Below are 23,335 nucleotides of genomic sequence, written 5' to 3'. Positions count from 1 at the left end.
CTCAGCGGCCTCCTTTCTTGTCTTTGATGTGGCCCTTGAAGGTGCGGGTGGGGGCGAATTCGCCCAGCTTGTGACCCACCATCTGCTCGGTCACAAAGACCGGCACGTGGGTTTTGCCGTTGTGAACGGCAATGGTGTGGCCGATCATCATCGGCAGGATGGTGGAGGCCCGAGACCACGTCTTGATCACCGACTTGTCGTCGGCGGCGTTTTGCTTTTCAACCTTGCGCAGCAGGCTGTCAGCAATGAAAGGGCCTTTTTTAAGTGAACGTCCCATGGCGGATTAGGCGAACGACAGATCGGTGAACAACATCAGGAGTCGCGTCCGCCACGGCTCCGCTTGGACGTCTTACGACGCTTGCGGAGGACGAACTTGTTACTCGGCTTGTTCCGCTTGCGGGTCTTGAGACCCAGGGCCGGCTTACCCCAAGGGGTGACAGGACCGGAGCGGCCGATCGGTGCCCGACCCTCACCACCACCGTGGGGGTGGTCGCAGGGGTTCATGACACTGCCGCGGACCTGAGGACGACGTCCCAGCCAGCGACGGCGACCTGCCTTGCCCAGGCTGGTGTTGCGGATCTCGGAGTTGCCCACTTCGCCGAGGGTGGCGTAGCACTCACGGCGGACCAGGCGCACCTCGGTAGAGGGCAATTTGAGGGCGACATAGTCGCCTTCTTTGGCCATCACCTGGGCACTGGCACCAGCGGTTCTCACCATCTGGCCACCGCGACCGGCATAGAGCTCGACGCAGTGAACACTGGAGCCGAGGGGAATGGCCGAGAGCGGCATTGCGTTGCCGTCCTCGATCGGTGCCTCAGGTCCTGAGACCACGGTCTGGCCGACCGTCACACCGGCCGGAGCCAGGATGTAGCGCTTCTCGCCATCGGCATAGAAGAGCAGGGCCAGCCGCGCATTGCGGTGGGGGTCGTAATGGATAGCGGCGACCTTGGCGGGCACGCCGTGCTTGTTGCGGCGGAAATCCACAACGCGATACAGACGCTTGTGGCCACCACCGCGATGGCGGCAGGTGATCACACCGCGGTTGTTGCGTCCCTTGCGACGGTGCTTGGCCACCACAAGGGAACGTTCCGGCTTGCGGCCGGTGACCTCACTGAAGTCGGTGACCACCCGGGTGCGGGTACCGGGGGTGTAGGGGCGGAAAGTACGAATTGCCATGACGTTTCAGACCCCTCAGGACTCAGGGAAGAGTTGGATGGAGTTGCCCTCGGCCAGGCGCACCACGGCCTTCTTCACCTGGGCACGCTTGCCGGCGAAGCGACCGACGCGACGGCTGCGCCGCGGCGGGTTCATGGTGCTGATGCCCGTGACCTTGACATCGAAGAGCTGCTCAACGGCAGCCTTGATGTCGGGCTTGGCTGCGCGGTGATCCACCTCAAAGGTGTACTGGTTGAGTTCCAGTGCGCGGGTGGCCTTTTCGGTGATCAGCGGGCGGCGGATCACATCGGCCAGACGTCCGGTGAAGCGCTCAGTCATCGCCGTAGACCTCCTGAATCGTTGCGAGTGCGTCCTCGCCCATCACCAGGGAGTTGGCGTTGAGAAGATCGAAGACGTTGAGTTGATCGGCGGCGATCAGCTTCACCTTCTCCAGGTTGCGCACCGAGCGGCGCACCACCTCAGAGGGGCTGGAAAGGATGATCAGCACCTTGGCTCCATCGGCAATGCCGAGGCGACCGAGTGCATCAGTGATCTCACGGGTTTTCGGTGCTTCCAGAGAGCTGCCGAAATCCTTCACCACCGTGAGGTCTTCGATGCGGGCCATCAGCGCAGTGCGCAAGGCCAGGCGACGCTCCTTGCGGTTCATCGCAAGGTTGTAGCTGCGGGGCTTCGGTCCGAAGACGATGCCGCCACCGGGACGCAGAGGCGTACGGATCGAACCCTGGCGGGCTCGGCCGGTGCCTTTTTGCTTGTAGGGCTTGCGACCGCCACCGCGGACTTCCGCCCGGGTGAGGGTGCTGGCGGTGCCCTGACGGCTGTGGGCCTGCTGACGCAGGACGGCACGGTGCATCAGGTCGAGGGCGGTGGTCTCCTTGGCCACCTTCAGGTCAAGGCTTGCCTTGCCGGCTTCCTTGCCCTGCCAGTCACGAACAACACAGTTGGCCATCACTTACCTCCGTTGGCGGGCTTGTCACCCACACGCTTGGCGGGCCGGATGTTGAGCAGGGAGCCCGGCTTGCCCGGGACGGAACCCTTCACCACCAGCAGATTGCGCTCGCTGTCGATCTTCAGAATCGTGAGCCCACGGGTGGTGATTTTTTTGCCGCCATAGCGGCCGGCCATGCGCTTGCCGGGGTAGATGCGGCCCGGTGTCGTGCCGGCGCCGGTCGAACCCGGTTCGCGGTGGTTCTTGGAACCGTGGGTCATAGGACCGCGGCTGAACCCGTGGCGCTTCTGATAACCGGCGAAACCGCGACCCATGGTGTCGCCGCTCACGTCCACCTTTTGGCCCGCTTCGAAATCACCAACGGTGATGGCACCACCGAGCTCGAGTCCGGCCACGTCATCGACGCGGTACTCGCTCAGGTGGCGCAGCAGATCCTCGCCGGATTTGGCGAGGTGACCCTTAGCGGGCTTATTGATCAGTTTTTCGCGGGTTTCGCCAAAACCGATCTGCACGGCGGCATAGCCATCCGTGTCATTTGTTTTGAGTTGGGTGATGCGGCAAGGGCCCGCCTCGATCAAGGTGACCGGGACGGCTCTGCCTTGCTCGTCGAAGAGCTGGGACATACCCAGCTTCTTCCCAAGGATGCCGATGGACATGGGGGGTAGAAACGCCAGCGTGGACAACCTCCATCCGAGAAGGAAGGGGGCCTGGAGGGCGCTGATCGAAGTAACGCAGTCATGGCCGGGAACGCGTCGCCTGAGGGGACGTGATCCGGAATGGGGCTAGCGAGCGAATCAGCTGGCTGGGACTTGTCCGGAAGTGACCGGTCAGTTTCCCGGCAACGTGCCCGAAGGCAGGGGTTGCACTGGCCTGGGGATCCGGCGCAATCGCCGGACCTGCTCTGTGAACTGGAGGCCCGGCTAGCGGACGGGCACAGAAACACGGAGCAAACAAAAAACTTACACCACGACGGTTCCCCCTCCCCTCAAGCCTCCTCCTGCTGCCAGACTCCCCAAAGCTGTTCTGGGTTCATGCCGCTGCTGCTCTCTGGACGGGGATTCCGCCGCGAGCTCGAGGCTGAGGGTTGCATGGCTGTCCATGCTCCTCTTGAAGGTGGTGCCGAGACGCGTTTGTTGCGTCGTTTGCGGGCAGCTGGTTATCGCACCCACATCACAACGGCGCGTGGCCTGGGTGATCCGGAGGTCTTTCTCTTCCAAAAGCATGGCGTTCGTCCGCCGCACCTCGGTCATCAGAGCGTTGGGCGCGGTGCCGCTGTCGGTGAGGTGCAGGAGGTCATGCCTCTGCTCGGTGAGCGCATGCTGGGCGATCAGCCTGTGGTGCTCTGGTTGCTTGAAGGGCAGGTCCTGTCTCGCTCCGAGCTGCTCTCCCTCTGCGCGCTCTGTCGACGGGAGCCGCGCTTGAAGGTGGTGGTGGAGATGGGTGGTGCCCGAGCTTTGCGTTGGCAGCCCATGACCCGTTTGCTGGGGGCCTGAGCCACCCCATGACCCTCGCTGCTGCGGGCGGCGATGCCGGTGAGCGAGCCCTGGCGCAGGGACGCTGGGTCAAGCTCATCTGCGGGGCCAGCAACACGGATTTGCCTTCGATCGCTGATCTGTGTGCGCTCTATGCCGTTGCCGGTGTGCACTGCGTGGATGTGGCCGCAGATCCTGCCGTCGTGCTCGCTGCACGGGAGGGTTTGGCCTGGGCTGAGGATCAGATCGGCAGTCGCCCATGGCTGATGGTGAGTGTCAGCGATGGCAGCGATGCCCATTTTCGTAAGGCCGAATTTGATCCGGGTCGCTGCCCTCCCGATTGCTCGCGGCCTTGCGAACGGGTTTGCCCAGCACTGGCGATTGATCAGTTTGTGGGGGTTCTCCCTGACCGCTGTTATGGCTGTGGTCGCTGTCTGCCCGCCTGTCCTCTAGCCCTGATCACGAGCCGCGATTCGATCATCGGACGCGACGACCTGGCCGCCCTGCTTCGGGAGCTGCGGCCCGATGCCGTTGAGATCCACACGGCCCCTGGTCGGATCGCTGCCTTTCAGGCAACTCTGGCGCCTGTGATGCAGGCGGAGGTGCCCTTTAAACGCTTGGCTGTCAGCTGTGGGCTGGAAGGCCATGGCCTCACGGTCGACGATCTGGCACGGGAGCTTTGGATGCGCCACGCCGTTCTGCGTGCCTGCGGCCAACGCCCTCTATGGCAGCTGGATGGTCGACCCATGTCGGGGGATGTGGGCAGCGGCACGGCCCGAGCCGCTGTGAAGCTGTGGCAGCAGTTGCTCCCGTTCGCTCCCCCCGGGCCGCTGCAGCTGGCCGGTGGCACCAATGAGGCCACGATCACCCAGCTGCCTGAGGGGGGTGACTCAGCACCGGCTGGGGTGGCCTTCGGAGGGAAAGCCCGCACCCTGGTGCAGCCATGGCTCCAGGAGGCGCAGCAGCGAGGGCGGAATTTGCGTGACTGGCCTGAGGGTTGGTCACGAGCACTGGCTAGCGCCCGCGCGTTGATTCGACCCTGGTTGCAGCGTCACACTGGTCCGGAAGCCTGCTAGAAGGCCTTCATGGCTGGGTGAATGGTGGTGGGCCGAGGCGCATGAGCACCGAGCGGATCACTGACGATCTTGATCGCTTGCTGGCTCTGTTGCCGGCTGAGGTGCAGGTTGCTCTGCAGACGGAATCCTCCCGCGAGCAGTTGCTTGAGGTGGTGCTCGATCTGGGTCGGGTGCCCGAAGCCCGATATCCGGGCCGCTCACTGCCTCTTGGGGAGCGTTGTTTGCTCAGGGACGATCTACAGGCGACGGTGGAGCGGCTTGGTCGGTTCGGTGCTGACAACAGGGCTGGGATTGAGCGCACCCTTCACCGCATCAGTGCGATCCGCAACCGTCGCGGCGACGTGGTGGGGCTCACCTGCAGGGTTGGTCGCGCTGTCTTTGGCACCGTGGCGATGGTGCGGGATCTGCTCGATAGCGGTCAGTCCCTCCTGCTGATGGGGCGTCCTGGTGTGGGCAAGACCACGGCCCTTCGGGAGATCGCCAGGGTGCTGGCCGATGAGCTGGAGAAGCGGGTGGTGGTCATCGACACCAGCAACGAGATCGCCGGCGATGGCGACATCCCGCATCCTGCGATCGGCCGGGCCCGACGCATGCAGGTGGCCCGTCCTGAGCTGCAACACCAGGTGATGATCGAAGCCGTGGAGAACCACATGCCCGAGGTCATCGTGATCGATGAGATCGGCACTGAACTGGAAGCGCAGGCGGCCCGCACCATTGCGGAACGGGGGGTGATGCTGGTGGCGACCGCCCACGGCAATGCCCTGGCGAACCTGATTAAAAATCCGACCCTCTGTGATCTGGTGGGCGGCATTGAATCGGTCACCCTTGGAGACGAGGAAGCGCGTCGGCGCCGCAGTCAGAAAACGGTGTTGGAGCGGGCGGCCGAGCCCACCTTCCCCCTGGCCGTTGAGATGCATAGCCGGCATCGCTGGGCGGTGCATGCCGATGTCGGTCGCACGGTGGATCTCCTGCTGCGGGGGCAGACCCCTCGGCCAGAAGAGAGGGAGCTCTCTTCTGATGGATCCGTGCGCCGATGCGATCCATTGCCTGACAAGGGCACCGGCCTTGCGGTGCGGCTTCGGCCACCTCGGGACCTTCGGGAGCCGCCACGGCTCGCCATGGTGCCGACGCCGGATCCCAGTCACGTCTCGGACCAACGACAGCCTGAACTGGTATCGGAACCAGCCTCAGACGCAGCCCGCGAAGCAGCCCACAAAGCCGCCTCGACGCCGGATGTTCTTCAGGTGATCTGCTGTGGTCTCACCCCCCGCCTGGTGGAGGAGGCCAGTCGTCGCCATCGCTGGCCCGTGCAGCTTGTGGACGATCTATCCGCGGCTGATGTGGTTCTCAGTGTTCGGCAAGGCTTGGGCCGTCAACCCGACCTGCGCCGCCAGGCCCGGGAGGCGCGGGTGCCGATTCTGGTGATCAAGGCCGACACCCTGCCTCAGGTGGAGCGGGCGCTCGAGCGTTTGCTCTCGCGCCGCCTTACTCCTGAAGCCCCCGCCTTGCCTGATGATCAGGCGGATGCTTTCGCCGCATTGGAGGAGTGTCGCCTGGCGGTCGAGCAGGTGGTTGTGCCCCAGGGGCGTCCTGTGGAACTCCTCCCTCGTAACGAGGAAGTTCGGCGCATGCAGGCCGATCTCATTGCTCGTTACCGCCTCCGTAGCGATGTGTTCGGCCAGGCGGATCAACAGCGACTGCGGGTGTTTCCGCCCTGATGACGGTCCCCTCAGCGTGCTTTTGCGGAGGGAATGGATTGACGAAGGTCACTCCGCTGTGGGTAACTATTCAAACGCCGTTCAGAGCTGCCGCGGGTAGCCACTGATTCGGAGTCAATGGGCCGTCGCCAAGTGGTAAGGCAGCGGGTTTTGGTCCCGCCATTCCTAGGTTCGAATCCTAGCGGCCCAGTTTTTCCGGTTCGATCGTGTCCAACTCCCCGTTGTTGGTCTTCGATTTCGATGGCGTGATCATCGATGGCATGGAGGAGTACTGGTGGGCTGCCAGGCAAGCCTCCATTCGTCTGATCGGCCCCGCAGCTGAAGCAGCGCTCCCTGTTGAGTTGCCCGCCCTGTTTCGCTCCAGTCGTCCCTGGGTTCATCACGGTTGGGAGATGGTCCTCCTCGCCGCTGAGCTGATGGATGCGGAGAGTCCCTTGCGGCGCCTCGGTGCCCCCCAGGACAGTGCTGACTATCTCCGTAGAACCGAGCGGTCGCTCGAGGCCCGAGGCTGGCAGCCCGCTGTGCTTCAGGAGGCGCTGGAGCAGGTGCGACGGGAGGCTGTCGCCAAGGACAGGACCTCCTGGTTGGCGTTGCATCGCCCGTTCCCTGGTGTGGTTGACCGGCTTCGCCGTTTTCAGTCGGAGGGTGTGGCTTGGTCTGTGCTCACGACCAAGGGCCGTGCCTTCGCCGCAGAGCTCCTTGACGCTCTCGATCTCCAGCCTGCTTTGCTGCATGGCCATGAAGATGGCAGTAAGCCGGAGGTGCTGCTCCAGCTGCGTGCCGTTCGCCGACTGCGAGGGTTCATCGAGGATCGCCGCGCCACCCTCGAAGCTGTGCATCGCACCCCCGGGCTGGACGATCTTCCCTGCTACCTGGTCAGCTGGGGATACCTGAAGCCCCAGGATCGCCATGGGTTGCCGGATGGAGTTCATTGGCTTGAGCCGGAGCTGTTTGCGTCCCCCTTGGCGAGCTGGCCCTGATTCGTTAACGTACATCTGTACTACATGGGACAGATGGCGTTTGGCAGGGCACTGAATGGTCTGTCTGGCGTCGGTCGTCCCGGTCGCAGCGCTTTCTGTGCTGTCCCGGCCCGTGGTCGTCAGCGCCCGTCAGCCCCTTACCGTTTCCATCCATGCCAGTCGACGTGAAATCCTCCCCGACCCCCGGTCCAGACTCTCGCCCCGGCGAGAGAGACAAAGCCCTCAATCTGGTGCTTGGCCAGATTGAGCGAAATTTCGGCAAGGGTTCGATCATGCGTCTGGGAGATGCCTCCCGGATGCGGGTCGAAACGATCCCCACCGGCGCACTCACCCTCGATCTCGCCCTTGGTGGTGGCTATCCGAAAGGACGGGTGGTCGAGGTCTACGGGCCGGAAAGCTCGGGTAAGACCACGCTGACCCTCCATGCGATTGCCGAGGTGCAGCGCCGCGGCGGTGTGGCGGCTTTTGTGGATGCGGAGCACGCTCTGGATCCGGTCTATGCAGCGTCTCTGGGCGTTGATATCGAGAATCTGCTGGTCTCTCAGCCGGATACCGGTGAGATGGCCCTAGAGATCGTCGATCAGCTCGTCCGCTCCGCCGCCGTCGATATCGTCGTCGTCGATTCCGTCGCCGCCCTGACGCCTCGGGCGGAGATCGAAGGGGAGATGGGCGATCTGGCTGTCGGCAGTCAGGCCAGGCTGATGAGCCAGGCGATGCGCAAGATCACCGGCAACATCGGCAAGTCCGGTTGCACGGTGATTTTCCTCAACCAGTTGCGCCTCAAGATCGGTGTCACCTACGGGAACCCTGAAACCACGACCGGTGGTAATGCTCTGAAGTTCTATGCCTCGGTGCGTTTGGATATTCGTCGTATCCAAACGCTCAAGCGCGGCACCGAGGAGTACGGCATCCGGGCCAAGGTCAAGGTGGCGAAGAACAAGGTTGCTCCTCCCTTCCGCATCGCCGAGTTCGACATCCTGTTTGGCCGCGGCATCAGCACCCTGGGCTGCCTGCTCGATTTGGCCGAAGAGACCGGCGTGGTGACCCGTAAGGGTGCTTGGTACAGCTACGAGGGCGACAACATCGGTCAGGGGCGTGACAACACCATCACCTGGCTTGAGCAGAACCCTGAGGCGAAGGATGCCATTGAGGTGCTTGTCCGTCAGAAGCTCACGGAGGGATCTGAGGTGACGGCCAACTCGATGCGTCCTCTTGCTGCTGCAGCCAGGAGTGCTTCGGCTGCTCCTAAGGCCTCCGCGACGGACGACAGCTCGGCGGCTTGATCGATCAGCGGGGGAGCGTCAGCTCCCCCGGTCTGCTCATCGCTGGACTGTCTTGACCGTCTCGTGAACGGACTCTTCAGACGGCTGCTGGAGGAACTGTGTCACCCTCTGCAGCTCCTGGATGGCCTCAGCGCCTTCCAGTTTCACCAGTTCGCGACCATTGCGGGATTCCACCCAGCTGATCCCGAAATCAGAGACCAGAAAACGCACCATGTGCTGGTCTCCAAGTTGGGCCACAAACGAGGCCCCATGGTCATCCCGGCCGTCGTCACAGACGTAGCAGGTGGCAGTGACTCCACGCTTCTTGAGGCTGGTGGCCAGAGCCTGGAGGCTCATCACCAAGTCCTTGACCACCGATCGATATTGCTGAGCAAGGCGAGGAAACATGGCGACCGCCAACCTGTCCCAATAATCTTAAATGTTTTCTTCAGGTTTCGCTGAACGCACTGTGTCCTGGGCTGCTGACGAAAGTCTGTGCGCAGGGTTGGACGAAACCGCTGCTTCGGCGTGATGCTCCTGGGCGAAGCCGTGCGGCGGTCCGCTGGGCAACAAGGGCATCGCGGGTCGCTCTCTACAGTGGCCCACGGCTCTCTCCTGCCGGTTGATGACGAAAGTTCTGGTTTCCGATCCCATTGATCAGGCAGGGATCGACATCCTTGGTCAGGTGGCCCAGGTTGATCAGCGCACTGGGCTTAGCGCTGAAGAACTCAAGGCGATTATTGGCGACTACGACGCCCTGATGATCCGCTCTGGCACCCAGGTGACCGCGGATGTGATCGCGGCCGCTGATCGTCTACGCATCATTGGCCGGGCCGGCGTTGGTGTTGACAACGTTGATGTGCCGGCCGCCACCCAGCGAGGGGTGCTGGTGGTGAACTCGCCGGAGGGCAACACCATTGCCGCAGCGGAGCACGCTCTGGCCCTGCTGCTTTCCCTGTCTCGCCACGTCCCTCAGGCCCATGCCTCGATGCGCAATGGCGCTTGGGACCGCAAGAAATACGTTGGCAACGAGCTCTACAAAAAAACGCTCGGTGTCGTCGGTCTGGGCAAGATCGGCTCCCATGTGGCCCGCGTGGCCAAGGCGATGGGGATGGATGTGATCGCTTTCGACCCGTTCATCTCCGCCGACCGCGCCCAGCAGATGCAGGTGCGCCTCACCCAGCTGGATGAGCTGTTTCGCAGCGCGGACTACATCACCCTGCATATCCCCCGGACTCCGGACACTGAAAACCTCGTCAACGCCGAGCTGCTGCGCAGCATGAAGTCCACCGCTCGCATCGTGAATTGCGCTCGCGGCGGCATCGTGGATGAGTCGGCCCTGGCAGAAGCGATCGACAACGGAGTGATTGCCGGAGCCGGTTTGGATGTCTTTGCCAGCGAGCCTCTCGCCGCTGACTCCCCTCTCCGGTCTGTGGAGCGAGGGCTGGTGCTGACGCCTCACCTGGGGGCATCCACGGAGGAGGCCCAGGAAAACGTGGCGATCGATGTGGCGGAGCAGATCCGTGATGTGCTGCTGGGGCTGCCGGCTCGCAGCGCCGTGAACATTCCCGGTCTGAGTGCCGAAATCATGGAGCGTCTTAAGCCCCATTTGCAGTTGGCGGAAACGCTGGGCCTGCTGGTCAGCCAGCTCTCAGGAGGGCAGGTTCAGGAGCTGGAGGTGCGGCTTCAAGGTGAGTTCGCCGAGCATCCTTCTCAGCCTCTCGTGGTTGCCGCTTTGAAGGGGCTTCTCTCGAGTGCCCTCGGCGATCGGATCAACTATGTGAATGCGGCGCTGGAGGCAAAGAGCCGGGGCATTCACGTTCTGGAGGTGAAGGACGATGCCAGCCGCGATTTTGCCGGTGGATCCCTTCAGCTCACCACCCGTGGCGGGCAGGGTGGCCACAGCGTGACCGGTGCCGTGTTTGCCGATGGTGATCTGAGGGTCACCAGCATTGATGAATTCCCGGTCAATGTGCCTCCGAGCCGTCACATGCTCTTCACCAGGCATCGGGATATGCCTGGAATCATTGGCCATCTCGGATCCCTGCTCGGCGAGCACAACGTGAATATCGCCTCCATGCAGGTGGGGCGCCGGATCGTGCGCGGTGACGCGGTGATGGTGCTCAGCATCGATGATCCGATCCCTCCCAGCCTTCTGGCCACCATTCATGCCATCAATGGCATTCAGGAAGCCCATCCCGTGACGCTCTGAGCGCAATCAACCCATGACAGGCTCCGCTCCTTTGCGCTGGTGGCGACTTTCGTTGCCACTGGCGCCTGAACTGGAGGAGTCACTCCTCTGGAAGCTCGACAGTCTCGGTCTGCATCGTCTGTCGGTGGAACATGCGCCGGAAACCCCCGATCGGCGCACTCTTCAGCTTTGGCTGCCGGCGCCGGAATGGCCCCTGGACGAGCGCGCTGCACTCATCGCTGCCCTAGAGCCTCTGGCTTCCACCTTCGGCCTTGCCCTCCCTCAGCCGAGTTGGGTTGAGCTCGACGATGAGGACTGGAGTCTCACCTGGAAGCAGCACTGGGAGCCCGATCCTGTGGGCCGTGGCTTGCTGATCCTGCCCGCTTGGCTTGAGGTGCCCCCGGAGCACGCCGATCGCCTCGTGCTGCGGATGGACCCAGGGAGTGCTTTTGGGACGGGCAGTCATCCCACCACCAGACTCTGCCTCGAAGCGCTGGAGGAGCAGCCTCCCCTGGGGTTGAGGGTGGCGGATCTCGGTTGTGGCAGCGGCATCCTGGGGCTCGCAGCCCTTGGCTTGGGCGCTGAGGCGGTGTTGGCGGTGGACACGGACAGCCTGGCTGTCAGGGCCACCAGCGATAACGCCAGCCTGAGCGGAGCGCTGGCTGAACGACTGGAGGTCCGTCAGGGGTCGGTGGAAACCCTTGAGCAGCTGCTGGAGGGGCAGCCAGCTGACTTGCTGCTTTGCAACATCCTGGCGCCAGTGATCGAAGCCCTGGCTCCCCGTTTTCAGGCCGTTCTGCGTCCGCAAGGCCGAGCGCTGCTGAGTGGCCTTCTGGTGGATCAGGCGGCACGGTTGACGGCGGTGCTGGACGATCTGGGCTGGCAGGTGACCGCTCAGACGGCCCAGGGGCGCTGGGGCTTGCTTGAGATCCGTCGACGCGTTGCCTAATAAGCCAGCCTTATCTGTTGGTCGCCGTTTGATTGGCCTTGGCGGAAATGCTTCAAGGAAGCGCCTGTCATTGGCCCAAGCCGATGTAGATAAGTGCGGTCCTGCGGATTCGATCTTTTCGGATCTTGCACACTCCAATCATCCATGGCTTCCTACAAGGTCACTCTGATCAGCGAGAGCGAAGGTCTGAACAAGACCATCGAGGTGCCCGACGATCAGTACATCCTCGACGCCGCTGAAGAGCAGGGCATCGATCTCCCCTATTCCTGCCGTGCAGGCGCTTGCTCCACCTGCGCAGGCAAGATCACCGCTGGCACCGTCGATCAGTCCGACCAGAGCTTCCTGGACGACGATCAGATCGAAGCCGGTTTCGTGCTGACCTGCGTGGCCTACCCCACCTCCGACTGCACCATCAAGACCCACGCCGAGGAAGAGCTCTACTGAGTCCGACCCTGCAATCGTTCGCCTTCCGAACGACTGTCCATCAGCCACCCCAAGGGGTGGCTTTTTGCTGGCAGCGTGTCAGCGTTTTCAAAGCCCGGGTCGTTGAATGACAGAGCTGCTTGAGCACGGCACGGTGCACACGAGCCCGGGGGGGCAATACAGCTTCCGGGTCATTGGCCCCTGCTGCCGTTTGTTTGACCGTGAAGAGCTTCCCTGGCCCTGCTGTCGCCTCGTCTGGCGCAGCAAGGAGCCCAGCTGGCGTCGGGTCGGCCGCCGCTTTGTGCCCGATCTTGCGGCCCGTCGCTGCCCCTCTTATGCCGTGGAGCTCTTGCAGCCCGGTTCCCGCCCGACGGCCACCGTCTTGACCCTCTTCTCCGTGCGGTTTAGTTCCGAGCTTCAGGAGTGGTGGTACAGCCGCCATCCACGGTCCCTCGATCCTGCCAATCTCTACCCGGCTCCAGCGGCGACAGAGGCATAAAAAACCGCCCCCTAGGGGGCGGTTCAACGACATCTCCTGGATGCCCGGTGATCGATCGGATCAGAAGTAGATCTTGCCGCCGCCCCACTGGTTCCCCTGCACCTTCGGGGCCACCAGGATGTAGCCCGCCATCAGGCGCAGGTCCTCATCGGTCAGGTCGCGCATCTGAACGAAGAGGTCGCTGCTGCGCATGCTGGGATGCACGTCAGCGATGCTGTACTCACCGTCGTAGGACGTGGGGTCCTTCATGTAGTCCACCAGGGCGTCGACGTTGTCGCGTGCCGGGGTGGCGAGGGCCAGGGTCTCGGGGTCAAGACCAACGTTGTGGTTGGTCTTGGTAATGCCACCGGCGTGGCAGGTGCCGCAGCTGGTGTTGAAGACTTTGCGGCCGGACTTGATCTCCTGTTCGCTGAACGTCACCAGATCGCCGTTGGCATCAGCGGGAACGGTGAGCGTTTCGGCATCCCACTGGGCTGCCAGAACCGGAGAGCTGAAGGCGAGACCGATCAGCACGGGCAGCACGAGCAGCAGCCGGCTCAGGGACCGTCGCAGGGAATTGAAAAGAGAGGCCATGGAGGACGCCAGGATCTGACGGGTACACCGCACCAGGTTCTTGTATCACGGGGGGCAGGCCATCCGCCCGGGTCAGAGCGCAGCTGATCATGAACTGTTGCAGCCGAGCCCTCAGTTCGTCGGGTTCACCTCGAGGGTGAGGAAGTCTTTGGCCAGGGTGGTCTCGGGAAAAATCGCCTGCGCCTCAGCGAGCAGGTCATCCGCGGTGATGGCGTTCCCAGGTGCGTAACGGGGGCTCAGATGGGTGAGCACAAGCTGCTTCACACCTGCTTCAGCAGCCGTTTGGGCGGCCATCGTGCTGGTGGAGTGCTGCCGCTGGAAGGCCATCTCCGCTTCGCTATGGGCGAAGGTCGCCTCATGGATGAGCAGGTCGGCGCCGCGGGCGAGCTCCACAGCCGCTTCGCTGAAGACGGTGTCGGTGCAATAAACCACGCTCACTCCGGGGCGATCCGGACCGCAGAGGGTGCGCCCGTCGATGCGGCGACCGTCCTCCAGGGTGACGGTCTCGCCCCGTTTGAGGGCCGCGTAGATCGGACCAGGGGGGATCTTCAATGCCTTGGCTTGATCCACATCGAATCGACCGGCGCGGGGTTTCTGTTCGATCCGATAGGCGTAAGCCGGTACCCGGTGGGTGAGGGGGGTCGCTCGAACCAGGATGTCGTCATCCTCGAGCACCAAGGTTCCCGCTTCGGCTGCCTCCTTCACACGATGGACCGCGAGTGGATATCCGATCCGGGTGGAGCTGGTGCGCAGCACTCCTTGCAGATAGGCCTCCAGGGGATCGGGGCCGTAGAGATCCACCCCAGAGCTGCTGCCGGCTAATCCCAGGCTGGCAAGCAGTCCTGGCAGTCCGAAGACATGGTCCCCATGCATATGGGTAACAAACACCCGCCGCAGTTGCGACAGCCTCAGGTCGCTGCGTAGGAACTGGTGCTGCGTGCCCTCGCCGCAGTCGAACAGCCAGAGCTCTGAGCGCTGGGGGAGCCGCAGGGCGACGGCGGAAACATTGCGGGCCCGGGTGGGAACACCGGAACTTGTCCCGAGGAAGGTGACCTGCACGGTCTGTTGCTCTCAACCTGCTGGTCTCATTCATTAAACCTGGCACCCCCCTGGATGGCTGCGCCCTTGCGCGGCACACTGGGCTGCCCTGGATGCCTTTGGTTGTGGTCAGGCTGCAGCCTCTTGTCTCCCTTGGCTTGTCATCGCTCGGGCTTTCCTCAGGCCTGCTGCTCTTGGGAGGCACTCACCAAGCGGTGGTGGCGGCCAGGGAGCCTGACATTCGCGTGTTGCTGCAGGAGAGCGAGCAGATCTCCCTGCGGGCTGATGCTGATCGTCCCTTTCGGTTAACCGGGCCGGATCTGGGCCGCATCGACCTGACGCGTTTACAGATCGAGCTCAGTTCTGGAGGGCTCAGCCTGGTGATGGAGGAGGCCGGTGCCCCGGCGGATCGACCGATGCGACGACGGCTTCCCACCTCCGCCCAGCTCCGTCTTGAAACGGACGATCCCCGCGGGCTCTGGCTGGGGAAGCGGCGCTATGGGGGCAGCTTGCGGCTTTTGGTTCACAAGGGCCGGATTGCGGTGGTGAATCACCTGGGGATTGAGGACTATCTCCCCAGTGTTGTGGGCAGTGAAATGCCCCAGGAGTGGCCGATGGCAGCCCTGCAGGCGCAGGCTGTTGCCGCTCGCACCTACGCCCTGCGTCAGCGGGGGCGAGCTGGGCTGTTTGATGTGCAGGCGACTGTGGCCAGCCAGGTGTATCGGGGGTTGGAATCGCAAACACCCCGCACGCTGGAGGCGGTGCAAAGCACCCGCTCGCTGGTGTTGGTGCATGCCGGCCAGTTGATCAATGCCGTTTTTCACAGCAGTTCCGGTGGTGCCACCGAAGCCAGTGGCGAGGTCTGGCGCTCCCAGCTGCCCTATCTGGTGAGTGTTCCCGATCACGATCAGCAGAGCCCGGTGCATCGCTGGGAGACGCGTTTCGATGCAGACCAGCTCCGCCGTGCGTTTCGAGAGACCGGTGGCGTGGAGCGCCTGGAGGTTCTGGAAAGCAGCACGACAGGACGGGTGCGGGCGCTACGGGTGCGTGGCCCGGTAGGGGTGCTTCGGATCAGTGGCAGCGAACTGCGGCAGCGCCTGGGGCTGAAGAGCACGATGGTGGAGTTCAACTGGCTGGCTGCTGGGGAGGGGGAGGGGGAACCCTCACCCTCGACACCGCCCTCGCAGTTGTCTTCCCGCTGGGTTGGGTTTCTGGTGGATCCCGATGGTGATGGGATCTCCGAGCAGCTGTCGCCCCCTCCTCCCCTCCCGCAGCAGCTGCGTCTGCGTCGTCGTCCTCAGCCGGTGCTGGAAGTTCGCGGTCGTGGGTACGGCCACGGTGTGGGCATGAGTCAGTGGGGGGCTCGGGCGCTGGCGGAGCAGGGGGCTGAATTTCGGCAGATCTTGCAGCACTACTACCAAGGTGTGGAGATTCGGCCCTTCCGCCCCAGTTACGATCCGGCGGTGGCACGCCTACCTCAACTCGAGCCAGCCTGGAGGGGCTGATCACGTCGCGCTGCCCCGTGCCCATGGATCCTTTCAGGCTCATCACCCGGTCGGATTCAGCCCTCTTGATGGAGGACTTGGTGGATCACTGGGAGCATCGGCTGCGGGAGCGTCTGGCTGAGCCCGCTCCGCAGCCGATGGGGCTGGCCACAGGTCGAACCATGGACCCCTTTTATCGGCTGTTGGTGCAGCGCCTGCGCTCATGGCCCCAGAAGGATTTCGAGCGGTTGCGGCAGGGCTGGCTCAGCTTCAACCTTGATGAATACGTCGGTCTGCCTGCTGCTGCAGAGACCAGTTTTGCCGCCACCATGCGGCGGCACCTGGGAGAGCCACTGGCACTCCGAAGCGATCAGCTCCGCTTGCCGGATGGGGCGGCGTCTGATCCTGAGGCGGAGGCCGAGCGTTACGCCAGTGCGCTGCAGATGGCTGGGGGCCTAGGGATTCAGCTGCTCGGTCTCGGCATCAATGGCCATGTGGGATTTAATGAGCCCCCCTGCAGCGATGCGGTGCGCTGTCGGGTTGTGCAGCTGAGTGATGCCACCCGTCGCCAGAATGCGGAGGACTTCGCCACTGATCCGCAGGGGGTTCCCCCGCAGGCGATCACCATCGGGCTGGGCGAGATCCTGGCGGCTGGCGAGGTGCATCTGGTGGTGACCGGTGCGGCCAAGGCCGCCATCCTGCAGAAGGTGCTCTGTGCAGAGCCCACGCCGGCGGTGCCGGCGAGCTGGTTGCGGCAGCATCCCCGTCTCTGGGTATGGGCTGACGCTGAGGCCTTGGCGCTGGTCAGAGCGACAGCGATGCCTGAAGCGCCTCAGGAAGTTCCAGGTTTGTACTGACGCTGCTGACGTCATCAAGGTTGTCCAGGACCTCCAGCAGCTTCAGGCACTGTCTGGCGGTGTCCTCATCGTCCACAGGAGCAGCGGTGAGGGGATGCCAGCAGTGCTCCCACTCGAGCACGGTCCAGCCCTGATCCCTTAGCCCATCCTGCAAGGCCTCGAGACTTTCGAAGCCGCCGTGGACCACCGCCTGGTTCTCTCCCTCCAGCTGGTAGCCCTCAGCATCGAGTTCGAGGAGTGCCTCGAGGAGCGTCTCTTCCGACAGCGTGTCTGCCTGGATGCGCACGTCGCTGCGGTGGTCGAAGAGATAGCTGACGCAGCCCGACTCCCCAAGGTTGCCGCCGTTCTTGCTGAAGGCCAGGCGTAGGTCGGCGGCGGTGCGGTTGCGGTTGTCCGTGAGCGCCTCCACCAGTACAGCCACACCTCCTGGGGCATAGCCCTCGTAGCGGATGGCTTCCAGCTGGTTCGCTGCTCCTCCCTGGCCTGATCCTTTGGCGATCGCCCGTTCGATGTTGGCGGCAGGCACTCCTGCGGCCTTGGCCTTGGCGATCGCAGTGCGCAGCTGGAAGTTGCCAGCTGGATCAGCGCCGCTGCGGGCGGCCACTGTGATTTCGCGACCGATGCGGGTGAAAACGGCACCGCGCTTGGCATCCACCACTGCTTTGGTGCGTTTGATCTGGGCCCATTTGCTGTGGCCGGCCATCGCTTGCCTGTTTGCGTGTCCCCTGGCTGTGCAGGGTACCGAGCCCATGGCGTGAACTCATCCCCGGGCGTCGAAGACCACCTTTGGGCGGAGGCTTCCCGGTTCCTCGTGCAAACCGAGGCCGATCATGCGGCCCTCGCCATCGAGGACGACCACCGGTCCTGCGCTCATCTCGGGTTGGAGGCTGAGGCGCCGCCCACAGCGCCAGTCTTCCACCTCCGACTCGGAGGCGATTCGCTGCGGTCGATCGGCCAGGGGCTGCTGCGGTGGGATCAGCTCGGCAGTCCACTCCCCATCCGCTAAGGGAACCGCTTGTTCGATTCGAAATCCCATGGCCTGCACCCGACGCAGGCTTGCCAGGCATCCACCGCAACCCAGTCGCTCGCCAAGGTCACGGGCGAGGGAGCGGATGTAGGTACCGGCGGAGCAGTGCACCTCCAGCTCCAGAACGCCGCATGCGGAATCCCAACGCAACAGTTCCAGACGGTGGATCGTGACCGGCCGGGGCGGCAGATCCATCCACTCACCTCGCCGGGCCCTGGCATGGGCGCGCTCCCCATCGACATGCACGGCGGACACCTGAGGCGGGCGCTGATCAATGGCCCCCCTGAAGTTCTCAAGCTGAACGTCTAGCTCAGGGATGCTGAGCTGGGGCCAGGGCTGATCCTCCAGGAGCTCTCCTTCCAGGTCATCCGTCGTGGTGCGTCGTCCCAGCTGGATCGATCCGCGGTAAGTCTTCTCTCCAGCGAGGTAGGGCAACAGCCGGGTGGCTTGTCCGACGGCGATTGGTAGGACCCCGGTCACCGCTGGATCGAGGGTGCCGCCATGGCCGACCCGGCGGGTTCCCAGCTGGCGACGCAGGCGGGAAACGCAGGCATGGGAGGTGAGTCCCGCCGGCTTGTCAATCACCACAAACCCAAGGGGGCCTTCCACGCCAACCTGCTCGACGGCACGTCAATGAATGTGGCATCCAGGCCCGGCGTTTAGGTTGCTCCCACCAGATCCATTGCCCATGCAGCCGGTCAGCAGAGCTACCTCGATCGATGTGGCTGCTTTTCTTGCCGACGGCTTTGATCTACGCCGCCATCTCGCTCGTCAGCTCAACTGCTCGCTGGAGGAGTTGGAAGCCCGTCTGCCCGTTGGTAAGGACGATCTCGCCGCCCTACATCCCGGGGCCTTCCAGCCAGAGGATGCAGCCTCTTTTTATGAAGACACCGTCGGCACGGGCCATCTGCTGGAGCTGGCCGCCTGGCACCTAAGCAGCGCCGATTACATCGCCGATACCCTCCGGCTCCAGCAGCAGTTTGCCCGCGGTCGGGTGCTGGATTTCGGTGGTGGCATCGGCACCCATGCCCTTGCAGCGGCAGCCCTGCCGCAGGTTGATCACGTCTGGTTCGTGGATCTCAATCCCCACAACCGGGCGTTTGTTGCAGCCCGTGCGGCCTCCCTAGGGCTCGCCGATCGCCTGTCGGTGCACCGTGCCCTCAGCGACTGCACCGCCCAGGATGGCGACCCATCGCGATCAGGGCCGCTGCAATTCGACACGGTTGTCTGCCTTGATGTTTTGGAGCATCTGCCGGATCCTTCCGCTCAATTGCTGGAGTTTCACGGGCTGATGGCGCCGGGCGCCACCGCACTGCTCAATTGGTATTTCTTCAAGGGGCATGAAGGCGAATATCCCTTCCACTTCGATGATCCACAGCTAGTGGAGCGTTTCTTCCGCACCCTGCAGTCTCGTTTTATCGAGGTGTTTCACCCTTGGCTGATCACAACGAGGGCTTACCGTCCGGCCTGAGTCACTCCAACGATCCACGATGCAACGCCCATCCGGCTCAGGTCAGTGGCTGCTTCGTCTGATCGTGATCAAAAAAGTTCTGATTGCCTTGCTCCTCTTGCTGGTGAGCATGGCAGCCCTGGCGGGCAGTCGGGAGTTTGATCAGATCTCCCATTTCGCTGAGATCTGGGGAGCCTCCAACCGTGAGCTGCTTGTGCAAGCGGCCGATCAGGCCCAAATGCTCGGTCCAACACGGTTGGGACGCCTGGCCGTTGTAAGTGGCTTTTACGCCGCCTTGATCCTGATGGCTGCATGGGCCACCTGGGTGGGGCGGCATTGGGGCGAATGGCTTCTGGTGGCTGTGTTCGTGATGGCCTTGCCCCTTGAAATCAGGCATGTGTTGCATGAGCAAAGCCCCAGAACCGTGTTGGTTCTGGGGCTCACGCTGGTCGGTCTGCTGCTGACGCTGCGCCAGGCAACCGCTGGATTCAGTTGGCGGCAGCGACGCTGATGCGCTTGCGGTTGCGCAGGCCGCGACGGATGGTCTCGAAGGTCACGATGCCATCGGTGAGGGCGAAGAGGGTGTCGTCCTTGCCCTGACCCACGTTGAGGCCGGGGAGCACGGAGGTGCCGCGCTGACGGATCAGGATCGAGCCAGCCGTGACGGTTTCGCCGCCATAGGCCTTGACTCCAAGACGCTTGGAATTGGAGTCGCGGCCGTTACGAGTGGAGCCTGTGCCTTTCTTATGTGCCATGGGGAAGTCGGAATGTGGTTCGGGCGTTGATGGGATCGGTCAGCTGATGGCCTTGCCGCCAACGGAGATGGACTGGACCATCACCCGGGTGAGCTCCTGCCTGTGACCATTCTTGCGACGGGTCTTCTTCTTGGGGCGCATCTTGTAGACGATCACCTTGGGGCCGCGGCGATGGTCCATCACCTTGAGCTCCACGGAGGCGTTCTTCACATAGGGCTGGCCAAGGGTTGTGCCCTTGGAATCCTTCACGAGTAGAACGTTCTCGAGGGTGACGGTGTCGTCCACCGCAGCTTGAAGCCGGTCCAGATCGTAATAACGATTGGGCTGCAGCCAGAACTGCTGGCCGGAGGCCTCGACAATCGCGTAGGTCTCGTTGCTGGGGTCTGCCATGGGCTGGAAGTGACGCGGCCAGGCTCGATGTCCAACGGTCCCCATTGCTGGGAAAGATCGGACTTCGATTGGGCCTGTACCGCAATCGAAAGACAAACAAAGATACTCGCCCTTCGAAGCGCTCTTCGTCAAGATTCAGCATATGGACCCCTGTTCCGCTGGATGACCGGCCCGGCCCTCACCATTGCTCTGCTGCTGAGGACGCCCAAGCTGATTGAGGCCAGCCGCCAGTGGTTGCCGGAGAATCGCTACACGCCGGTGGATCTTGGCCTCGATGGCGGAGCCGTCGATGTGGAGTCGGTGCTGGAGAGGCAGCGAGAAGCCGTCGATGCGGTAGTGATCGAGCAGTCGCTGCTCACCGGGGAGGTGCGCGAATCACTGCTCCGGGCGGGATTGCTGTTCCCCGCCGTGGTGGTGGGCGAGGTGATGGGCCACGTGGATTACCACCCGGAAGAGGTGCATCTGCCGGTCGATCAGCTTGAGCAGCTCGGTTACAACGTTGATGCCGCCATTTCCCGGTTTCTGCGCCAGGGCCAGAAGGATGACCGCCAGGGTGGTGGTGCCGTTGATGTCGAAGGTGGCGAAGCGGTGGAGGCCAGTGCTTGGCGTCTGTCCAGTCGACTTCAGGAGCGGCTCGGTTACCTAGGTGTCTTCTATAAGCGGGATCCTTCCCGCTTCCTCAGCCATCTCCCCCCGGATGAACAGGCGGAACTGCTCAAGTCGCTGCAGCGCACCTACCGGGATCTTCTGCTCAGTTACTTCCGCGATCCGGCGGCAGCGAACCAGGCCCTCGAGAGCTTTGTGAACACGGCCTTTTTCGGTGATCTGCCGATCACCCGCGCCGTGGAGATTCATATGAACCTCATTGACGACTTCTGGAAGCAGCTCAGACTTGAAGGGCACAAAAACGATTTCCTTCAGGACTATCGACTGGCCCTGCTGGACGTGATGGCGCACCTCTGTGAGATGTATCGACGTTCGATCCCTCCAGATGTGCCCCTTGTTTCCACGGCAGCCCTCCAGCGCAAGGACACAGTTGTTGCCACCGATCGGGAGGTGTCGCCATGAGCCCACGCAAGACCTACATCCTCAAGCTCTACGTCGCCGGGAACACGCCCAATTCCATGCGGGCGCTCAAAACCCTGCGCAACATCCTTGAGACCGAGTTTCAGGGGGTTTATGCCCTCAAAGTGATTGATGTGCTCAAGAATCCGCAGCTCGCGGAAGAGGACAAGATCCTGGCCACGCCAACGCTGTCCAAGATCCTTCCGCCTCCGGTTCGAAGGATCATCGGTGACCTCTCCGACCGCGAACGGGTGCTGATCGGTCTAGACCTGCTCTATGACGAACTCTCCGACAGCGGGCTGACCTCCACGTTGATGGATGCGTTGGAAGATGCCGACACAGACAGCACAGATTCTTAAGCGGGGCTGTGTTGATGCGGGTGAACCGCTGAAATCTCTTTAGCGTTCCAACAGAACGTCGGCGTCATGCAGATCTCCAGCTCCAGCAGCTCACCCCAGATGCAGGTGCAGAAGCTCCCGACAGGGATCGAGGGCTTCGATGACGTCTGCCAGGGAGGCTTGCCGATTGGGCGCAGCACCCTGATCAGCGGCACCTCCGGCACCGGTAAGACGGTGTTTTCCCTCCACTTCCTCCACAACGGCATCGCCCATTTCGACGAGCCGGGGATCTTCGTCACCTTTGAGGAATCTCCCCTCGATATCCTCCGCAACGCGGCCAGCTTCGGTTGGAATCTCCAGGAGATGGTTGAGCAGGACAAGCTGTTCATCCTCGATGCCTCCCCTGATCCCGATGGGCAGGATGTGGCCGGCAGCTTCGACCTCTCTGGTCTGATCGAGCGGATTCATTACGCAATCCGCAAGTACAAGGCGAAACGGGTGGCGATCGACTCGATCACTGCGGTGTTCCAGCAATACGACGCCGTGTTCGTGGTGCGTCGTGAGATCTTCCGCCTGATCGCACGGCTCAAAGAGATTGGTGTCACCACGGTGATGACCACCGAGCGGATCGATGAATACGGTCCAATTGCTCGCTACGGGGTGGAGGAATTTGTCTCTGACAACGTGGTGATCCTCCGCAACGTGCTCGAGGGGGAACGGCGTCGCCGCACCGTGGAGATCCTCAAATTGCGTGGCACGACCCACATGAAGGGAGAGTTCCCCTTCACGATGGGTGCCCACGGCATCAGCATCTTCCCGCTCGGAGCGATGCGACTGACCCAGCGCTCCTCAAACGTGAGGTTGAGCTCCGGGGTTCCTCGTCTCGATGAGATGTGCGGCGGCGGATTCTTCAAGGATTCGATCATCCTTGCCACCGGTGCCACGGGCACCGGTAAGACCCTGCTGGTTTCGAAGTTCATCGAGGACGCATGCAGGAATAAGGAGCGGGCGATTCTGTTCGCCTATGAGGAGTCGCGGGCGCAGTTGCTGCGTAACGCCACGAGTTGGGGCATTGATTTCGAGCAGATGGAGCAGGACGGGCTGCTCAAGATCATCTGTGCCTATCCCGAATCCACAGGCCTGGAGGACCACCTTCAGATCATCAAAACGGAGATCAGTCAGTTCAAGCCCTCACGGATGGCGATCGATTCCCTTTCGGCCCTGGCCCGAGGTGTGAGTCACAACGCCTTCAGGCAGTTTGTGATCGGCGTGACCGGCTATGCCAAACAGGAGGAAATCGCCGGCTTCTTCACCAACACCTCCGAGGAGTTCATGGGAAGCCATTCGATCACCGACTCCCATATCTCCACGATTACCGACACGATCCTGCTGCTGCAGTACGTGGAGATCCGTGGCGAGATGGCTCGTGCTTTGAACGTGTTCAAGATGCGCGGTTCTTGGCATGACAAGGGCATCCGCGAGTTTGTGATCACCGGAAACGGACCTCAAATCAAGGATTCCTTCTCCAACTTCGAGCGGATCATCTCCGGTGTGCCCCATCGGGTCACCACGGACGAACGCAGTGAGCTCTCCAGGATCGTTCGCGGTGTGACCTCAGACGAATGAGGGCGGCCGGCTCTGAACATTGCCCTGGACGCTGACACCC

28 protein-coding genes and 1 tRNA gene are annotated in these 23,335 nt (G+C 62.8%); 17 read left to right on the top strand and 12 right to left on the bottom strand.

All coding sequences use genetic code 11. The features are described from left to right. Position 1: 1 nt before the first annotated feature. The 5 genes from rpsS to rplC are packed head-to-tail and all read right to left on the bottom strand — an operon-like array spanning position 2 to position 2,778. Positions 2-277, bottom strand: coding sequence for a 30S ribosomal protein S19 (gene rpsS / locus CWE17_RS02285; RefSeq protein ID WP_006042208.1), 276 nt, complete (start codon positions 275-277; stop codon positions 2-4). A gap of 35 nt (positions 278-312) precedes the next feature. Beyond that, positions 313-1,176: a 50S ribosomal protein L2 gene (gene rplB, locus CWE17_RS02280; protein WP_131454715.1), complete on the bottom strand. Its 864-nt coding sequence runs from the start codon at positions 1,174-1,176 to the stop codon at positions 313-315. 15 nt (positions 1,177-1,191) lie between these two features. Then, complete coding sequence (locus tag CWE17_RS02275; protein ID WP_131454714.1) at positions 1,192-1,494, bottom strand: 50S ribosomal protein L23; 303 nt, start codon at positions 1,492-1,494, stop codon at positions 1,192-1,194. Then, positions 1,487-2,122, bottom strand: a complete 636-nt coding sequence (rplD, locus tag CWE17_RS02270) for a 50S ribosomal protein L4 (RefSeq protein ID WP_131454713.1) — start codon at positions 2,120-2,122, stop codon at positions 1,487-1,489. Before rplD ends, CWE17_RS02275 begins: the two co-directional genes overlap by 8 nt. Continuing rightward, complete coding sequence (gene rplC, locus CWE17_RS02265) at positions 2,122-2,778, bottom strand: 50S ribosomal protein L3 (RefSeq protein WP_131454712.1); 657 nt, start codon at positions 2,776-2,778, stop codon at positions 2,122-2,124. Before rplC ends, rplD begins: the two co-directional genes overlap by 1 nt. 375 nt (positions 2,779-3,153) lie before the next feature. Between rplC and CWE17_RS02260 the strand changes: the two genes are divergently transcribed. From CWE17_RS02260 to recA, 6 genes are all read left to right on the top strand, one after another. Continuing rightward, on the top strand, positions 3,154-3,615 hold the full coding sequence (locus tag CWE17_RS02260) for an NAD(P)H-quinone oxidoreductase subunit N (protein ID WP_131454711.1): 462 nt from the start codon (positions 3,154-3,156) through the stop codon (positions 3,613-3,615). Positions 3,616-3,623: 8 nt separating this feature from the next. Further along, on the top strand, positions 3,624-4,670 hold the full coding sequence (locus CWE17_RS02255) for an LdpA C-terminal domain-containing domain (RefSeq protein ID WP_131454710.1): 1,047 nt from the start codon (positions 3,624-3,626) through the stop codon (positions 4,668-4,670). 41 nt (positions 4,671-4,711) lie between these two features. Then, positions 4,712-6,388, top strand: a complete 1,677-nt coding sequence (locus tag CWE17_RS02250) for an AAA family ATPase (RefSeq protein WP_131454709.1) — start codon at positions 4,712-4,714, stop codon at positions 6,386-6,388. A 118-nt stretch (positions 6,389-6,506) separates the two neighbouring features. After that, positions 6,507-6,578, top strand: a tRNA-Gln gene (locus CWE17_RS02245). A gap of 16 nt (positions 6,579-6,594) precedes the next feature. Beyond that, positions 6,595-7,368, top strand: coding sequence for an HAD family hydrolase (locus CWE17_RS02240; RefSeq protein ID WP_131454708.1), 774 nt, complete (start codon positions 6,595-6,597; stop codon positions 7,366-7,368). 152 nt (positions 7,369-7,520) lie between these two features. Beyond that, complete coding sequence (gene recA, locus CWE17_RS02235) at positions 7,521-8,651, top strand: recombinase RecA (RefSeq protein WP_131454707.1); 1,131 nt, start codon at positions 7,521-7,523, stop codon at positions 8,649-8,651. A 36-nt stretch (positions 8,652-8,687) separates the two neighbouring features. On the opposite strand, the gene CWE17_RS02230 is transcribed toward recA, so the two are convergent. Further along, positions 8,688-9,038 (bottom strand): DUF1815 family protein, encoded by a 351-nt coding sequence (locus CWE17_RS02230; RefSeq protein WP_131454706.1) that lies wholly within the window; start codon positions 9,036-9,038, stop codon positions 8,688-8,690. Between the two features lie 217 nt (positions 9,039-9,255). On the opposite strand from CWE17_RS02230, the gene serA reads away from it, so the two are divergent. The 4 genes from serA to CWE17_RS02210 all read left to right on the top strand — a co-directional run bounded on the left by serA (position 9,256) and on the right by CWE17_RS02210 (position 12,692). Then, complete coding sequence (serA, locus tag CWE17_RS02225; protein ID WP_131454705.1) at positions 9,256-10,842, top strand: phosphoglycerate dehydrogenase; 1,587 nt, start codon at positions 9,256-9,258, stop codon at positions 10,840-10,842. A gap of 13 nt (positions 10,843-10,855) precedes the next feature. Further along, positions 10,856-11,770 (top strand): 50S ribosomal protein L11 methyltransferase, encoded by a 915-nt coding sequence (gene prmA, locus CWE17_RS02220; protein WP_131454704.1) that lies wholly within the window; start codon positions 10,856-10,858, stop codon positions 11,768-11,770. A gap of 144 nt (positions 11,771-11,914) precedes the next feature. After that, a complete protein-coding gene (locus CWE17_RS02215) occupies positions 11,915-12,214 on the top strand; it encodes a ferredoxin (RefSeq protein ID WP_131454703.1) in 300 nt (99 codons plus the stop codon). Positions 12,215-12,320: 106 nt separating this feature from the next. Beyond that, positions 12,321-12,692: a hypothetical protein gene (locus CWE17_RS02210; RefSeq protein WP_131454702.1), complete on the top strand. Its 372-nt coding sequence runs from the start codon at positions 12,321-12,323 to the stop codon at positions 12,690-12,692. A gap of 60 nt (positions 12,693-12,752) precedes the next feature. Here the strand turns inward: CWE17_RS02210 and psbV are convergent, their stop codons facing one another. Both psbV and CWE17_RS02200 read right to left on the bottom strand, forming a co-directional pair. Further along, positions 12,753-13,265, bottom strand: a complete 513-nt coding sequence (psbV, locus tag CWE17_RS02205) for a photosystem II cytochrome c-550 (RefSeq protein WP_221625470.1) — start codon at positions 13,263-13,265, stop codon at positions 12,753-12,755. A gap of 111 nt (positions 13,266-13,376) precedes the next feature. After that, a complete protein-coding gene (locus tag CWE17_RS02200) occupies positions 13,377-14,324 on the bottom strand; it encodes a ribonuclease Z (protein WP_131454700.1) in 948 nt (315 codons plus the stop codon). Between the two features lie 137 nt (positions 14,325-14,461). Between CWE17_RS02200 and CWE17_RS02195 the strand changes: the two genes are divergently transcribed. Continuing rightward, a complete protein-coding gene (locus CWE17_RS02195; RefSeq protein WP_240789201.1) occupies positions 14,462-15,808 on the top strand; it encodes a SpoIID/LytB domain-containing protein in 1,347 nt (448 codons plus the stop codon). A gap of 23 nt (positions 15,809-15,831) precedes the next feature. Then, complete coding sequence (locus tag CWE17_RS02190; protein ID WP_240789217.1) at positions 15,832-16,644, top strand: glucosamine-6-phosphate deaminase; 813 nt, start codon at positions 15,832-15,834, stop codon at positions 16,642-16,644. Here CWE17_RS02190 and CWE17_RS02185 read toward each other — a convergent pair. After that, a complete protein-coding gene (locus CWE17_RS02185; RefSeq protein WP_131454698.1) occupies positions 16,592-17,347 on the bottom strand; it encodes a YebC/PmpR family DNA-binding transcriptional regulator in 756 nt (251 codons plus the stop codon). The genes CWE17_RS02190 and CWE17_RS02185 overlap by 53 nt on opposite strands. Before the next feature lie 57 nt (positions 17,348-17,404). Further along, positions 17,405-18,280, bottom strand: a complete 876-nt coding sequence (gene truB, locus CWE17_RS02180; RefSeq protein ID WP_131454697.1) for a tRNA pseudouridine(55) synthase TruB — start codon at positions 18,278-18,280, stop codon at positions 17,405-17,407. A gap of 79 nt (positions 18,281-18,359) precedes the next feature. Between truB and CWE17_RS02175 the strand changes: the two genes are divergently transcribed. After that, the gene (locus tag CWE17_RS02175; protein ID WP_131454696.1) at positions 18,360-19,142 is read left to right on the top strand and encodes a bifunctional 2-polyprenyl-6-hydroxyphenol methylase/3-demethylubiquinol 3-O-methyltransferase UbiG; all 783 of its coding nucleotides are present in this window, start codon (positions 18,360-18,362) and stop codon (positions 19,140-19,142) included. Between the two features lie 19 nt (positions 19,143-19,161). Continuing rightward, positions 19,162-19,632, top strand: a complete 471-nt coding sequence (locus CWE17_RS02170) for a DUF2127 domain-containing protein (RefSeq protein ID WP_131454695.1) — start codon at positions 19,162-19,164, stop codon at positions 19,630-19,632. Here CWE17_RS02170 and rpmA read toward each other — a convergent pair. Further along, a complete protein-coding gene (gene rpmA, locus CWE17_RS02165) occupies positions 19,610-19,876 on the bottom strand; it encodes a 50S ribosomal protein L27 (protein WP_131454694.1) in 267 nt (88 codons plus the stop codon). The two genes, CWE17_RS02170 and rpmA, sit on opposite strands and share 23 nt — an antisense overlap. A 39-nt stretch (positions 19,877-19,915) precedes the next feature. After that, entirely contained in the window at positions 19,916-20,266 is a 351-nt protein-coding gene (gene rplU / locus CWE17_RS02160; RefSeq protein ID WP_131454693.1) for a 50S ribosomal protein L21, read from the bottom strand. A gap of 162 nt (positions 20,267-20,428) precedes the next feature. Here rplU and CWE17_RS02155 point away from each other — a divergent pair, with 162 nt between their 5' ends. The 3 genes from CWE17_RS02155 to kaiC all read left to right on the top strand — a co-directional run bounded on the left by CWE17_RS02155 (position 20,429) and on the right by kaiC (position 23,295). Then, positions 20,429-21,334 carry a circadian clock protein KaiA gene (locus CWE17_RS02155; protein ID WP_131454692.1) on the top strand — a complete coding sequence of 302 codons (906 nt, stop codon included), beginning with the start codon at positions 20,429-20,431 and terminating at the stop codon, positions 21,332-21,334. Next, positions 21,331-21,690, top strand: coding sequence for a circadian clock protein KaiB (gene kaiB, locus CWE17_RS02150; RefSeq protein ID WP_131454691.1), 360 nt, complete (start codon positions 21,331-21,333; stop codon positions 21,688-21,690). Before CWE17_RS02155 ends, kaiB begins: the two co-directional genes overlap by 4 nt. Positions 21,691-21,756: 66 nt before the next feature. Beyond that, on the top strand, positions 21,757-23,295 hold the full coding sequence (gene kaiC, locus CWE17_RS02145) for a circadian clock protein KaiC (protein WP_131454690.1): 1,539 nt from the start codon (positions 21,757-21,759) through the stop codon (positions 23,293-23,295). Positions 23,296-23,335 lie beyond the last annotated feature (40 nt).

Origin of the sequence: Synechococcus sp. BS56D (genome assembly GCF_004332405.1) — a bacterium.
Classification (GTDB): domain Bacteria; phylum Cyanobacteriota; class Cyanobacteriia; order PCC-6307; family Cyanobiaceae; genus Synechococcus_C.
This window is presented reverse-complemented; position numbering and strand designations above follow the sequence as displayed.

Bases quoted from the DNA above. Each gene is read 5' to 3' on its own strand.
- rpsS (WP_006042208.1), bottom strand. From the start codon at position 277: ATGGGACGTTCACTTAAAAAAGGCCCTTTCATTGCTGACAGCCTGCTG.
- rplB (WP_131454715.1), bottom strand. From the start codon at position 1,176: ATGGCAATTCGTACTTTCCGCCCCTACACCCCCGGTACCCGCACCCGG.
- CWE17_RS02275 (WP_131454714.1), bottom strand. From the start codon at position 1,494: ATGACTGAGCGCTTCACCGGACGTCTGGCCGATGTGATCCGCCGCCCG.
- rplD (WP_131454713.1), bottom strand. From the start codon at position 2,122: ATGGCCAACTGTGTTGTTCGTGACTGGCAGGGCAAGGAAGCCGGCAAG.
- rplC (WP_131454712.1), bottom strand. From the start codon at position 2,778: ATGTCCATCGGCATCCTTGGGAAGAAGCTGGGTATGTCCCAGCTCTTC.
- CWE17_RS02260 (WP_131454711.1), top strand. From the start codon at position 3,154: ATGCCGCTGCTGCTCTCTGGACGGGGATTCCGCCGCGAGCTCGAGGCT.
- CWE17_RS02255 (WP_131454710.1), top strand. From the start codon at position 3,624: ATGACCCTCGCTGCTGCGGGCGGCGATGCCGGTGAGCGAGCCCTGGCG.
- CWE17_RS02250 (WP_131454709.1), top strand. From the start codon at position 4,712: ATGAGCACCGAGCGGATCACTGACGATCTTGATCGCTTGCTGGCTCTG.
- recA (WP_131454707.1), top strand. From the start codon at position 7,521: ATGCCAGTCGACGTGAAATCCTCCCCGACCCCCGGTCCAGACTCTCGC.
- CWE17_RS02230 (WP_131454706.1), bottom strand. From the start codon at position 9,038: ATGTTTCCTCGCCTTGCTCAGCAATATCGATCGGTGGTCAAGGACTTG.
- serA (WP_131454705.1), top strand. From the start codon at position 9,256: ATGACGAAAGTTCTGGTTTCCGATCCCATTGATCAGGCAGGGATCGAC.
- prmA (WP_131454704.1), top strand. From the start codon at position 10,856: ATGACAGGCTCCGCTCCTTTGCGCTGGTGGCGACTTTCGTTGCCACTG.
- CWE17_RS02215 (WP_131454703.1), top strand. From the start codon at position 11,915: ATGGCTTCCTACAAGGTCACTCTGATCAGCGAGAGCGAAGGTCTGAAC.
- CWE17_RS02210 (WP_131454702.1), top strand. From the start codon at position 12,321: ATGACAGAGCTGCTTGAGCACGGCACGGTGCACACGAGCCCGGGGGGG.
- psbV (WP_221625470.1), bottom strand. From the start codon at position 13,265: ATGGCCTCTCTTTTCAATTCCCTGCGACGGTCCCTGAGCCGGCTGCTG.
- CWE17_RS02190 (WP_240789217.1), top strand. From the start codon at position 15,832: ATGGATCCTTTCAGGCTCATCACCCGGTCGGATTCAGCCCTCTTGATG.
- CWE17_RS02185 (WP_131454698.1), bottom strand. From the start codon at position 17,347: ATGGCCGGCCACAGCAAATGGGCCCAGATCAAACGCACCAAAGCAGTG.
- CWE17_RS02175 (WP_131454696.1), top strand. From the start codon at position 18,360: ATGCAGCCGGTCAGCAGAGCTACCTCGATCGATGTGGCTGCTTTTCTT.
- CWE17_RS02170 (WP_131454695.1), top strand. From the start codon at position 19,162: ATGCAACGCCCATCCGGCTCAGGTCAGTGGCTGCTTCGTCTGATCGTG.
- rpmA (WP_131454694.1), bottom strand. From the start codon at position 19,876: ATGGCACATAAGAAAGGCACAGGCTCCACTCGTAACGGCCGCGACTCC.
- rplU (WP_131454693.1), bottom strand. From the start codon at position 20,266: ATGGCAGACCCCAGCAACGAGACCTACGCGATTGTCGAGGCCTCCGGC.
- CWE17_RS02155 (WP_131454692.1), top strand. From the start codon at position 20,429: ATGACCGGCCCGGCCCTCACCATTGCTCTGCTGCTGAGGACGCCCAAG.
- kaiB (WP_131454691.1), top strand. From the start codon at position 21,331: ATGAGCCCACGCAAGACCTACATCCTCAAGCTCTACGTCGCCGGGAAC.
- kaiC (WP_131454690.1), top strand. From the start codon at position 21,757: ATGCAGATCTCCAGCTCCAGCAGCTCACCCCAGATGCAGGTGCAGAAG.